Source organism: Pseudomonas sp. P1.8, from assembly GCF_001269805.1.
Classification (GTDB): Bacteria; Pseudomonadota; Gammaproteobacteria; order Pseudomonadales; family Pseudomonadaceae; genus Aquipseudomonas.
On record NZ_LHVM01000010.1, the window covers coordinates 161,053 to 173,642 of the forward strand.

General features: G+C 59.3%; 9 protein-coding genes. 4 read left to right on the forward strand and 5 right to left on the reverse strand.

What is annotated here, in order from left to right; translation table 11 throughout:
- Nucleotides 1–174: 174 nt before the first annotated feature.
- Both AD668_RS09355 and AD668_RS09360 read right to left on the reverse strand, forming a co-directional pair.
- Nucleotides 175–750: an ANTAR domain-containing response regulator gene (locus AD668_RS09355; protein ID WP_053157434.1), complete on the reverse strand. Its 576-nt coding sequence runs from the start codon at nt 748–750 to the stop codon at nt 175–177.
- 15 nt (nt 751–765) lie between these two features.
- The gene (locus AD668_RS09360) at nt 766–1,977 is read right to left on the reverse strand and encodes a CmpA/NrtA family ABC transporter substrate-binding protein (protein ID WP_053157437.1); all 1,212 of its coding nucleotides are present in this window, start codon (nt 1,975–1,977) and stop codon (nt 766–768) included.
- Between the two features lie 227 nt (nt 1,978–2,204).
- On the opposite strand from AD668_RS09360, the gene AD668_RS09365 reads away from it, so the two are divergent.
- Nucleotides 2,205–3,224 (forward strand): quinone-dependent dihydroorotate dehydrogenase, encoded by a 1,020-nt coding sequence (locus AD668_RS09365; protein WP_053157440.1) that lies wholly within the window; start codon nt 2,205–2,207, stop codon nt 3,222–3,224.
- Between the two features lie 216 nt (nt 3,225–3,440).
- Here AD668_RS09365 and rmf read toward each other — a convergent pair whose 3' ends face one another.
- Nucleotides 3,441–3,656, reverse strand: a complete 216-nt coding sequence (gene rmf, locus AD668_RS28665) for a ribosome modulation factor (RefSeq protein ID WP_003223300.1) — start codon at nt 3,654–3,656, stop codon at nt 3,441–3,443.
- Nucleotides 3,657–4,185: 529 nt separating this feature from the next.
- Between rmf and rlmKL the strand changes: the two genes are divergently transcribed.
- Together rlmKL and AD668_RS09375 are read left to right on the forward strand one after the other, a co-directional pair.
- Complete coding sequence (rlmKL, locus tag AD668_RS09370) at nt 4,186–6,456, forward strand: bifunctional 23S rRNA (guanine(2069)-N(7))-methyltransferase RlmK/23S rRNA (guanine(2445)-N(2))-methyltransferase RlmL (RefSeq protein ID WP_053157443.1); 2,271 nt, start codon at nt 4,186–4,188, stop codon at nt 6,454–6,456.
- Nucleotides 6,457–6,575: 119 nt separating this feature from the next.
- On the forward strand, nt 6,576–8,975 hold the full coding sequence (locus AD668_RS09375; RefSeq protein WP_053157446.1) for a diguanylate cyclase: 2,400 nt from the start codon (nt 6,576–6,578) through the stop codon (nt 8,973–8,975).
- Between the two features lie 85 nt (nt 8,976–9,060).
- Here AD668_RS09375 and dacB read toward each other — a convergent pair whose 3' ends face one another.
- Complete coding sequence (dacB, locus tag AD668_RS09380; RefSeq protein WP_053157449.1) at nt 9,061–10,521, reverse strand: D-alanyl-D-alanine carboxypeptidase/D-alanyl-D-alanine-endopeptidase; 1,461 nt, start codon at nt 10,519–10,521, stop codon at nt 9,061–9,063.
- Between the two features lie 233 nt (nt 10,522–10,754).
- Between dacB and AD668_RS09385 the strand changes: the two genes are divergently transcribed.
- Nucleotides 10,755–11,099, forward strand: coding sequence for a YggL family protein (locus AD668_RS09385; RefSeq protein ID WP_053157451.1), 345 nt, complete (start codon nt 10,755–10,757; stop codon nt 11,097–11,099).
- Between the two features lie 134 nt (nt 11,100–11,233).
- Here the strand turns inward: AD668_RS09385 and AD668_RS09390 are convergent, their stop codons facing one another.
- Nucleotides 11,234–12,424 (reverse strand): benzoate/H(+) symporter BenE family transporter, encoded by a 1,191-nt coding sequence (locus AD668_RS09390; protein WP_053157454.1) that lies wholly within the window; start codon nt 12,422–12,424, stop codon nt 11,234–11,236.
- Nucleotides 12,425–12,590: the final 166 nt, after the last annotated feature.

The following is a 12,590-nucleotide window of genomic DNA, read 5'->3' on the forward strand; positions in this document are numbered from 1 at the left end:
ACGTCTTTGTCGTAGATTGGGCAACCGCCGTTGGTTACCTGTGGTGATTACTTAGCCAGATTTGTGCCACATGCCGATTTTTGTGGCTCAGGGGGAAGATTGCAGCCTTCGGCAGCTCCTACAGGGCGTGCGCATACCAATTGCAGGAGCTGCCGAAGCTGCAATCTTTTTGGGTCAACCCAACAACTCACTCATCGCAATAATCTGCTCCGCCACCTGAATCAGCTTCTGCTGACGGCTCATGGCCTGACGGCGCATCAGGGTGTAGGCCTCTTCCTCGTTGCAGTCTTTCATCTTCATCAACAGTCCCTTGGCCAGCTCGATGCGCTTACGCTCGGCCAGTTGCTGGTCGCGGGCATGCAATTGCGCGCGCAGGGCCTGATCGCTCTCAAAACGCGCCATGGCAACGTCTAGAATCGGCTGCAAGCGTTGTGCATGAATGCCTTCGACGATGTAGGCGCTGACGCCGGACTTGATCGCCTGGCGCATCACGCCAGGGTCGTGCTCGTCGGTGAACATTACGATCGGTCGTGGCTGGTCGCGGCTGACCAGCACCACTTGCTCCATCACATCGCGGCTCGGTGACTCGGTATCGATCAGAATCACGTCCGGACGCACTGTTTCGACGCGTTCTGGCAGGTCGATGGTCAGACCGGACTCGTCGATCACTTCGAACCCGGCCTCGATCAAGGCGGCCTTCAGGCGCCCGACTTTCTTCGCGGTGTCATTGATCAGCAGGATTCGCAACATGTTTGCAGTCTCCTGTCAGCGGCTGGCGAGAAGGGGCGAGTGGTCGCTCATGGCGTGCAGTTTGAAGCTGCGGGCATAACCGGCCGGGTCTGAACCATCCCAGACCTTTCCATCGATCAACTGGCTGCTGCGCATTTCCTTGTCCAGGCAATTCACACCGACCGCGCTGGCGGAATCCCGGTACAGGTCCAGTTGCTGAACTTGACGGGCCACCGCGAGGTAGTCCGGATCGTCGCGCAACAAACCCCAGCGGCGGAACTGGGTCATGAACCACATGCCGTCGGACAGGTAGGGCAGATTGACCGTTCCTTTGCCATGGAAACGCAGCGGGTGCGGGTCCTGCCATTGATGACCCAATCCGTCGGCGTAGTCGCCGAGCAAGCGCGGTTCGATACAGTCCACCGGAGTGTCGAGGTACTGCGGTGCGCTTAACAACTGCGCGGTACCACGACGGTTCTCGGCGCTGTCTTCGATAAAGCGGCTGGCCTGCAGAATCGCCATCACCAGTGCGCGGGCGGTGTTGGGGTATTGCTCGACAAACGCGCGGGTACAGCCCAGGACCTTTTCCGGGTGGTCGGGCCAAATGGTCTGTGTCGTCGCCAAGGTAAAGCCAAAACCCTGTTGAACGGCGGCGGCGGACCAGGGTTCGCCGACGCAGAAACCATCAATGCGGCCCGCTTGCAGGTGGGCGACCATTTGCGGCGGTGGCACCACCACGCTATCGACGTCCTGCAATGGATGTATCCCTTGGCTGGCGAGCCAGTAATACAACCACATGGCATGGGTGCCGGTGGGAAACGTCTGGGCGAAGGTGAGTTTTGGGCGAGTTTGGTGCACGTGCTGTTCCAGTGCCTCAGGACCGGTCACGCCCAACGCCTGCAAGCCGTGGGAAAGGTTGATGCTCTGACCGTTCTGGTTCAGGCCCATCAGCACCGCCATGTCGGTCGCTGCGACGCCACCGATGCCCAGGTGCACGGCGTATATCAATCCGTACAGACTGTGGGCGGCATCCAGTTCGCCACTGACCAGTTTGTCCCGCAGGCTCGCCCAGGACGGCTGGCGTTTCAGGTTCAGCGTCAGTCCGTAAGGTTGGGCAAAGCCCTGGGTGGCGGCAACCACGACCGAGGCACAATCGCTGAGGGCCATGAAGCCGAGGTTGATTTCGGTCTTTTCCGGGGCGTCGCTGCCATTGACCCAGGCCAGAGGGTCGGCTGATGGTTCGTTCATCGATTTCGCACCTTCAAAAAAAACGTCGCTCCCCGGCGCTTGTAGTTAAGGCCGGGTAACGACGCCGTTGTCCTTGCCCGCATTCCGCCGTTGGCCTGCGCGCTGATGCGTGAACGGGTGCAAGGCATATGCCATCCCCTGCTGATTTTATTGCGCGCCTCGCTTGCGACCCGCATGCGCGGCTATAATCGCCTTCCATTTCGCCGCCATTCGAGTCAAACCCGCCCATGTACACCCTGGCCCGTCAGCTGTTGTTCAAACTTTCTCCGGAAACCTCCCATGATCTGTCCCTGGACCTGATCGGCGCGGGTGGACGTCTGGGGCTCAACGGTTTGCTGTGCAAGGCGCCGGCGAAAGTGCCGGTGAATGTCATGGGTCTGGATTTCCCGAACCCGGTAGGCCTGGCGGCCGGTCTGGACAAGAATGGCGCGGCCATCGATGGCTTTGCGCAGCTGGGTTTCGGTTTCGTCGAAATCGGCACCATCACCCCGCGCCCGCAACCAGGCAACCCTAAGCCGCGCCTGTTCCGCCTGCCCGAAGCCGAGGGGATCATCAATCGCATGGGGTTCAACAATCTCGGCGTCGATCACCTGTTGGCTCGCGTGGCTGCGGCCAAGTACAAGGGCGTGCTGGGCATCAACATCGGCAAGAATTTCGATACACCGGTCGAGCGTGCGGTCGATGACTACCTGATCTGCCTGGACAAGGTTTACGCCCACGCCAGCTATGTGACGGTCAACGTCAGTTCTCCGAACACCCCGGGCCTGCGCAGCCTGCAATTCGGCGACTCGCTCAAGCAATTGCTGGCCGATCTGGCCGAGCGTCGGGCGGAGCTGGCGCTGCGTCACGGCAAGCATGTTCCGCTGGCGATCAAGATCGCACCGGACATGACCGACGAAGAAACCGCACAGGTCGCACAAGCGCTGATCGAAACCGGCATGGACGCAGTCATCGCCACCAATACCACCCTGAGCCGCGTGGGTGTCGAAGGCATGGAACACGGTGACGAGGCGGGGGGGTTGTCCGGTGCACCGGTTCGCGACAAGAGCACCCACACGGTGAGAGTGCTGGCGGCGGAGCTGGGCGGTCGCTTGCCGATCATCGCGGCGGGCGGCATCACCGAAGGCAAGCATGCGGCAGAGAAAATCACTGCCGGTGCGAGCCTGGTGCAAATCTATTCGGGCTTCATCTACAAAGGCCCTGCGTTGATTCGTGAGTCTGTCGACGCTATCGCTGCCTTGCGCTGATCCCAGGTAGGCGCTGTCGAAGGCTGCGATCTTTTGACTTTGAAAAAATCAAAAGATCGCAGCCTTCGGCAGCTCCTACAGGGGGATTGAGTTTCTGGCAGATATAAAAAGGGCTCCTTTAAAGGAGCCCTTGGGCCGGAGCCCGCCGTCCGGATGGGACGTGCGTGGTTAATTCAGTACAAATCAGATTGTCGTGTCGGAGTGTGTGCCCTGTAATTAGCCGACGGCGTGAAGTTCGTTGAGTCTGTGGATTCCCGCAGTGCCGGTCATACCGTCCCAGTTGTCGCCGCGTCCTTCTCGCCAGCCGTTAATCCAGGCTTGACGTACCGACGGTAGAGTAAATGGGCAAAGCTCACGGGATTTGCCACCAACGCCATATTGATATCCGCGCAAAAATGCTCTTTCCAACGGATCACGCTTAAGTCTTCTCATAGGGTGTTGCCCTCACTTGTTGACTGTATGTATCGCGTCGACCTCTATCGAGGTCAGGCAGAAAAACTCTGCCGTTGGGGCTCGTTGCCGGCGTGACGAGCCAAGGTGTTGGCGTCATTGCGGCGCCAACCTGTGTTGAGTTCTAACCAATGCGTCACATCGAGGGAATGATCGTTTTGTCATAAGGACGTAACCGTTAATGTGCTATGGCACTAAGTAACACGATGTTTGTGCCATATTTATTGACCAAACCCCGGTATGATCGGCCCTGCGTTGGAAGATCGGGTTAATCCTTTGGTGAGAATGGCTCCCGTTGCCGGGATGCACTATTCGACGAAGGGTCGACTTATGTCATTTTGTTGCATCAACTTTTTTATCTGCCTTTGCATCTAAGCTCATTTGACCCGAGCAGCAGGGGTGGAACGGCACACCTTCGTGCCACGCGGGCGCTCTTCGAGAAAAGCGCCTGATTGAAAACCGGACCGGCAATGCGTTGCCCGGTCACTTCGCTAAAGGTTCTGGAATTCCCATGTCCGATCGTTTCGAACTCTTCCTCACTTGCCCCAAAGGCCTTGAAGGCCTGCTCATCGAGGAAGCCGTCGGGCTTGGCCTTGAGGAGGCGCGTGAGCACACCTCTGCCGTGCGTGGCATGGCCACCATGGAAACCGCGTATCGCCTGTGCCTGTGGTCGCGTCTGGCCAACCGGGTACTGCTGGTGCTCAAGCGTTTCCCGATGAAGGACGCCGAAGACCTCTATCACGGCGTACTGGATATCGAGTGGCAAGACCACATGCTCAATGACGGCACTCTCGCCGTCGAGTTCAGCGGCCACGGCTCCGGTATCGACAACACCCACTTCGGTGCGTTGAAGGTCAAGGACGCTATCGTCGACAAGCTGCGCACTCCGCAGGGTGACCGTCCATCCATCGACAAGCTCAACCCTGACCTGCGCATTCACCTGCGTCTGGATCGCGGCGAAGCCATTCTCTCTCTCGACCTGTCCGGTCACAGCTTGCACCAGCGTGGTTATCGCTTGCAGCAAGGCGCGGCACCGTTGAAGGAAAACCTCGCGGCAGCGATCCTGATCCGTTCCGGCTGGCCCCGTATCGCGGCCGAAGGCGGCGCACTGGCCGACCCGATGTGCGGTGTTGGTACGTTCCTGGTAGAAGCAGCGATGATCGCTGCCGACATCGCGCCGAACCTGCGTCGCGAGCAATGGGGCTTCAGCGCCTGGCTCGGACATGTGCCGGCCCTGTGGAAGAAACTGCATGAAGAAGCTTGCGAGCGCGCTGCTGCCGGTCTGGCCAAGCCACCGCTGTGGATTCGCGGTTACGAAGCCGATCCGCGCCTGATTCAACCAGGCCGCAACAACGTCGAGCGTGCCGGTCTGAGCGAGTGGATCAAGATCTACCAGGGCGAAGTCGCGACCTTCGAGCCGCGCCCGGACCAGAACCAGAAAGGCCTGGTGATCTGCAACCCTCCCTACGGCGAGCGTCTGGGCGATGAGGCGAGCCTGCTCTACCTCTACCAGAACCTCGGCGAGCGCCTGCGTCAGGCCTGCCTGAACTGGGAGGCGGCGGTGTTCACCGGCGCGCCGGACCTGGGCAAGCGCATGGGCATCCGCAGCCACAAGCAGTATTCGTTCTGGAACGGCGCGTTGCCGTGCAAGCTGTTGCTGATCAAAGTGTTGCCGGATCAGTTCGTCACTGGCGAGCGTCGCACCCCGGAGCAGCGTCAGGCCGAGCGTGAGCAGGCCGCCTACGATGAGGCACCGAGCGAACCGCAAGAGCGCCAGTACAACAAAAACGGCAACCCGATCAAACCGGCTCCAGCCCCGGCTCCGGTGATCGAGCAGCCGCGCCTGAGTGAAGGCGGGCAAATGTTTGCCAACCGCCTGCAAAAAAACCTCAAGGCACTGGGCAAGTGGGTCAAGCGTGAAGGCATCGACTGCTATCGTGTCTACGATGCCGACATGCCGGAATACTCCATGGCCATCGACCTGTATCACGATTGGGTCCACGTCCAGGAGTACGCTGCGCCGAAATCCATCGATCCGGAAAAAGCCTCGGCGCGCATGTTCGATGCCCTGGCGGCGATTCCTCAGGCATTGAACATCGACAAGAGTCGCGTGGTGGTCAAGCGCCGTGAGCGTCAGAGCGGCACCAAGCAATATGAGCGCCAGGCGGCACAGGGCAAGTTCGTCGAGGTCAATGAAGGCGGGATCAAGCTGCTGGTGAACCTCACCGATTACCTCGACACCGGTCTGTTCCTCGATCATCGGCCGATGCGCATGCGTATCCAGAAAGAGGCGGCCGGCAAACGCTTCCTCAATCTGTATTGCTACACCGCAACTGCCAGTGTGCACGCGGCCAAGGGCGGTGCACGCAGCACCACCAGTGTCGATCTGTCGAAAACCTACCTGGACTGGGCACGTCGCAACCTGGCGCTGAACGGTTTTTCCGACAAGAACCGTCTGGAACAGGGTGATGTGATGGCCTGGCTTGATGCCAGCCGTGATGAATACGACCTGATCTTCATTGATCCGCCGACGTTCTCCAACTCCAAGCGCATGGAAGGCATCTTCGATGTACAGCGTGACCAGGTGCAGTTGATCGATCTGGCCATGGCGCGCCTGGCACCGGGTGGCGTGTTGTATTTCTCCAACAACTTCCGCAAGTTCGAACTGGAGCCGAACCTCAGCGAGCGTTACGCAATCGAGGAGATCACCGCTCAGACCATCGATCCGGATTTTGCGCGCAACCCCAAAATCCACCGCGCCTGGAAAATCATGGCACGTTGATCCGAGGATGCTGTAGGAGCGAGCTCGCTCCTACAGCACTGGTGAAATTAGTGGCTAATAGCTATAACTCATCTCAGGGCCAAAGGGCTTTCCCGCACCTGGCGTTTTGAGTTGCGTTTATGTCGTTGCACGCCGAGCGCCCCAAGATCCTGGGTTTTATCAGCGAAGACGCCTCGGCCTGGTGGGTCGCGTTGCTGGTATTGCTGATTGGCGCGATCCTTACGGGACTGCTTGCATGGTCAACGCTGAACCTGTTTCACCATCAATTACGGCAACGTTTTCAGCTACTGGCCAGTGAACGTTATAGCCGTATCGAAGAACGTTTCGAAGATCAGGAGCAGCGCCTCGACGGCCTGCGCCGGTTCTTCTCCAATTCCGACTCGGTGTCCCGAACGGAATTCGACGGCTACACCCGACCTTTATTGCACCGTACCCAGGCATATTCCTACGCCGCGCGCGTTAGCCGCGCCGAGCGCCCCGCGTTCGAACAGCGTGTACGGGATGAGGGCTCGAGTGATTTCACCTTTCGAGACCTCAACGCCGACGGCCAACTGCAACAGGCTGCCGAGCGGGATGAGTACGTGGTCGTCCTTTACAGCCAGACCCAAAGCAAGCTCGGCGCGGCCCTCGGTTACGACTTGCTGGCCCAGCCGATGCGTCGTGCGACTTTGGAACGGGCCGATCAACAGGGCAATATGGCGGTGTCGCAGCCAATGCACCTGGTCAGCATCGAGCCGGCTTATGCGCGAGGTGTGCTGCTGGTTGCACCGGTCACGCAACGTCATGGCCGGGACTTGGCGTCGACAAAATCTTACGGCTATGTGATGGCAGTGATCAGCATGCGTCAATTGCTGGCGGACGGTCTGCCGGAGGCGAGCCGTGACTATCTCTCTGTGCGCATTGTTGATTTGTCGATCGACGACCAGCACGAAGTGTTGTTCGAGTCTGCGAATCCACCGGCCATCAGTGATCTGGCATCCACTCGATTGCTGCGCCTGGCTGACCATGAATATCAAGTCGATATTCAGCCCAGTGAAGCCTTTGTGCAGGCCAATCACTCGTCTGTGACCAGCCTGGTGGTGCTGGGCAGTCTGCTCAGTGTGCTGCTTAGCGCGTTGCTTTATGTGTTGGTGAGTCAGCGACAACGCGCATTGAGTCTGGTCCAGCAACGTACTCAGGAGCTGCGTGATCGAGAGCAGGAGTTGCGTGGTACCCATGGCCAGTTGCGCGGTGTACTGAATGCCGCGACCCAGGTCGCGATCATTGCCACCGACCTGCGCGGGGTTATCAGCACTTTCAACGCCGGCGCCGAACAGATGCTTGGCTATACCAGCGACGAAGTATTGGGCCACATGACCCTGGAAAACCTGCATCTGCCCCGGGAGCTGGTGGCCCGTTCGGCAGAGTTGAGCGCGCGTTACGGCAAACCGGTGCCGACCTGTCAGGCAATGTTGGTCGAAGGTGATGTCGAAGGCGGGCATGAAGCGCGGGAATGGACGCTGGTTCGTAGCGATGGCAGCTATTTGATGGTCAACATGCTGGCAACGCCGGTGCTGGATGAGCAAGGCCTTTGGGTTGGGCATCTGGCGATTTGCATCGACATTACGGAGCGCAAGCGCGTGCACGAGGCGTTGGCCGCACGGGATTTGTTGTTGAAGAAACTCAGCGCCCATGTGCCCGGTGGTATCTACCAGTTCAAGATGGAGTTCGATGGGCGTTTGAGCGTGATCTATGCCAGCGACGGTATCCGCGAGATCTACGAGCTCGAGCCGGACGTACTGTTGCTCAATGCCGAAGCGATTTTCACCCGCATACATCCACAGGACACCACCCGCGTCCGCGCTTCGATCCGGGCCTCGGCCGACACCCTCAGCCCCTGGCGTGAAGAGTATCGCGTGCAACTGCCTTTGCGCGGCCTGCGCTGGGTGCGAGGTGAGGCGACCCCGGAGGAACTGTCCGGTGGAGGCGTACTGTGGCACGGCTTCATCTCGGACATTTCCGACATGAAACGGGTAGAAGAGGAATTGCGCGCGCTGTCGATCACCGATTCGCTCACCGGTATCTACAATCGCCGCTACTTCCAGGAACGTCTTACCACCGAAATGTCACGGGTGGAGCGTGGCGGTGGCGAGTTGTCGGTGATCATGCTCGACATCGACCACTTCAAGCGCATCAACGATCAATATGGTCATGCTGTCGGTGACCGGGTGTTGCAGGCGGTGTGTGAGCGGATCGGGCATCGTTTGCGTCGCACGGACGTGTTCTGTCGTCTGGGTGGCGAGGAGTTCATGGTGCTGTGCCCGGACATCAGTGGCGAGCATGCCCATGTGTTGGCCCAGCAGTTGTGGCAAGGCTTGCGCAGTTCACCAATCGACGGTGTCGGTACGGTCACCGCCAGTTTCGGGATTGCCAGTTGGCGGGTCGGGGAGGGCGCGGATGCCCTGCTTTTGCGTGCGGACTCGGGGGTTTATGCGGCGAAGCAGGCGGGGCGCGACAGAGTTGAAGCGCAGATGAATTGAAAAGATCGCAGCCTTCGGCAGCTCCTGCAAGGTTATGTGTATACCTGTAGGAGCTGCCGAAGGCTGCGATCTTTTGACTTTTGATTTAAAGCGTCGAAGCCGTCTGCGGCAATTTTGGCTGGCGATAGAGGTCCAGCAGCACCTGATCCAGCACTGATGAAGCGCCGAACGGAGCCTTGTCGTTGAGGATCGCCACCACCGCCCAGGTGTTGCCATTGACGTCACGGCTGAAACCGGCGATGGCACGTACGGTGTTCAGGGTGCCGGTCTTGACGTGGGCTTCACCGCGCATCGCGGTAGTCTTCAGGCGTTTGCGCATGGTGCCGTCGGTGCCGGCAATCGGCATCGAGCTGATGTACTCGGCGGCATACGGGCTGTGCCATGCGGCTTCCAGCATCGAGGCCATTTCCCGCGCACTGACGCGTTCGGCACGGGAGAGGCCGGAGCCGTTCTCCATCACCAGATGCGGTGCAGTGATGCCCTTTTTCGCCAGCCACTGACGGACTACGCGTTGAGCGGCCTTGGCGTCATCCCCGTCGGCGTCGGTGCGGAAGCGTTGGCCAAGGCTCAGGAACAACTGCTGGGCCATGGTGTTGTTACTGTATTTGTTGATGTCGCGGATGATTTCCGCCAGGTCCGGCGAGAAGGCCCGGGCCAGTACCTTGGCATTTTTAGGCGTTGGCGCCAGAACATCTTTGCCCTGAATGCTGCCACCCAGTTCCTTCCAGATTGCGCGCACCGCGCCTGCGGTGTACGTCGCGTGGTCCAGCAGCGACAGGTAAGTCTGCGAGCTGCAACCTTCCGCCAATTGGCCGCCGACCGTTACGGTCACGCTGCCATCGGGCTGAGCCACCGGGTTGTAACGCACGCCACCGGTGCATTGCTTGCCGTTGATGGCCTTGACCTGGTTGTCGACGCGGATGCTGGCAATCGGCGGTTCTACCGATACCAGTACCTTTCCCGAATCATTGCGTGCGACAAAGCGCAGTGCCTTGAGGTTGACCAGCAACGAGTCGGGTTTGACCAGGAAGGGTTTATTCTCGTCGTTGCCGTCGTCGTTGAACTCAGGCAGTTGCGGTTGCACGAAGAAGTTTTTATCCAGCACCAGGTCGCCGGTCACCTGGGTCACGCCGTTGGCACGCAGGTCGCGCATCAGCAGCCAGAGCTTTTCCATGTTCAGCTTCGGATCGCCACCACCCTTGAGGTAGAGGTTGCCGTTGAGGATGCCGCCGCTGAGCGTGCCATCGGTATAGAACTCGGTTTTCCACTGGTGATTCGGGCCGAGCATTTCCAGGGCCGCGTAGGTGGTGACCAGTTTCATGGTCGACGCCGGATTGACCGACACGTCAGCGTTGAACACCGTCGGGGTGCCGGGGCCGGTGAGCGGAATCATCACCAGCGAAAGGGCGTTGTCCTGCAACTTGCTGGCCTTGAGGGCCTTTTCGACATTCGGTGTGAGGGCGGTGTTGATGGTCGCGGCAGAGACAGGGAGGGCCAGGGGCAGAAGAAGACCGGCCAGAAACAAGGGACGCAAAGATTTGATCATCTGTAATAAAACCCTACAGCCGAGGGGAAAAAGATGAGGGCATGAAGATAAATTCCCTCAATGGTCATGAAAGTGTCGGCATTATGCCCCAAGGTGTCCCGGCTTGTGCCGTGCCTTGGTCCTCCAATCCGCTATTTTTTTACCGGCGGTATGTGTCACGGCCCAGAGAGTCGGGCAATCGGCGGCTTAAAATGCTAAAGTGCGGCCCGTTATTACTTAAGAGGATTGTTCCAATGGCGACTAACCGTTCCCAGCGTCTGCGCAAAAAATTGTGCGTCGATGAATTTCAAGAGCTGGGTTTCGAACTGAACCTGGATTTCAAGGAAGATTTGTCCGAAGAAGCCATTGACGCTTTCCTCGAAGCCTTCATCAAAGAAGCCATGGAAGCCAATGGTCTGGGTTATGTTGGCGGCGACGACTTCGGTCTGGTATGCCTGCAGAAGCGTGGCTCGGTCTCCGAAGAGCAGCGCGCTGCTGTTGAAGCCTGGCTGAAAAACCGTTCCGAGCTGACCAAGGCTGAAATCAGCCCGCTGCTGGACGTTTGGTATCCGGAAAAGCCGATCAACGCGGCTAAGTGATACTGAAAAAAACGGCGACCTTCGGGTCGCCGTTTTTTTTCGTGGATTAAAAGATCGCAGCCTCGTTTCACTCAACAGCTCCTACCGGTGTACACCGTTCGTGTAGGAGCTGCCGCAGGCTGCGATCTTTGTTTTCAGGCTTTACGCCAATTCAAAATCAATAATGTAATAACCCCCGCGACAATCCCCCAGAACGCCGAACCGATGGAAAACAGCGTCAGCCCCGATGCCGTGACCATGAAGGTGATCAGCGCTGCTTCACGTTCCTTCGCCTCGCTCATGGCGATGCTCAAGCCGTTGATGATCGATCCGAACAACGCCAGTGCCGCAATCGACAGCACCAGTTCTTTGGGCAGCGCGGCAAACAACGCCGCGAGCGTCGCGCCGAACACCCCGGCGATCCCGTAGAAAATTCCGCACCAGACGGCGGCCGTGTAGCGCTTGTTGCGATCCTCATGGGCGTGGGGGCCAGTGCAGATCGCTGCACTGATGGCTGCCAGATTGATCCCGTGGGAGCCGAACGGCGCCAGCAGCAACGAGGCTATGCCGGTGGTAGTGATCAGCGGTGAGGCCGGCACGGTGTAGCCGTCGGCACGCAGCACAGCAATACCGGGCATGTTTTGCGAGGTCATGGCCACCACGAACAGCGGGATGCCGATGCTGATGGTCGCCGCCAGGGAGAAGCGCGGCGTCGTCCAGACCGGCGTGGCCACTTCCAGGTGGAAACCGCTGAAGTCGAGCAGCCCCATCAAGCCTGACAAAGCCGTGCCGATCAACAATGCCGCCAACACCGCGTAACGCGGCGACAGGCGCTTGACCACCAGATAACTGACAAACATCCCCAGTACCAGGGCGGTGCGGTGTTGCGCCGCGACGAAAATCTCACTGCCGATCTTGAACAGGATCCCCGCCAGCAGTGCCGCGGCCAGGGATGCCGGTATCTTTTTCACCAGCCGTTCGAAGCTGCCGGTCAGCCCGCAAATCGTCACCAGCACCGCGCAGGTGATGTAGGCGCCGATGGCTTCACCGTAAGTCACGCCACCGAGGCTGGTGATCAGCAGGGCGGCTCCCGGGGTCGACCAGGCAATGGTGATGGGGGTGCGGTAACGCAGGGACAGGCCGATGGAACATACCGCCATGCCGATTGAAATCGCCCAGATCCACGAAGAAATCTGCCCGCTGGTCAGGCCAGCCGCTTGGCCGGCCTGGAACATCAGCACCAGAGAACTGGTGTAGCCGGTCATCATGGCGATGAAGCCGGCGACGATGGCCGAGGGCGAAGTGTCGGCCAGAGGGCGAAGCTGCGTGTGCGTGGCGTCGTTCATGACGGCGGTGTTCCTTGTGCAGGTGAAGATGCCCGTCGTAACGCAGGCCCCTGTAGGAGCTGGCTTGCCAGCGAAGGTGTGTCAGTCGCCGTTGATGTTGCTGACAGACCGCTCGCTGGCAGGCCAGCTCCTACAGGGATAGCGTTAAAAAGGCGGATTCTGCGAA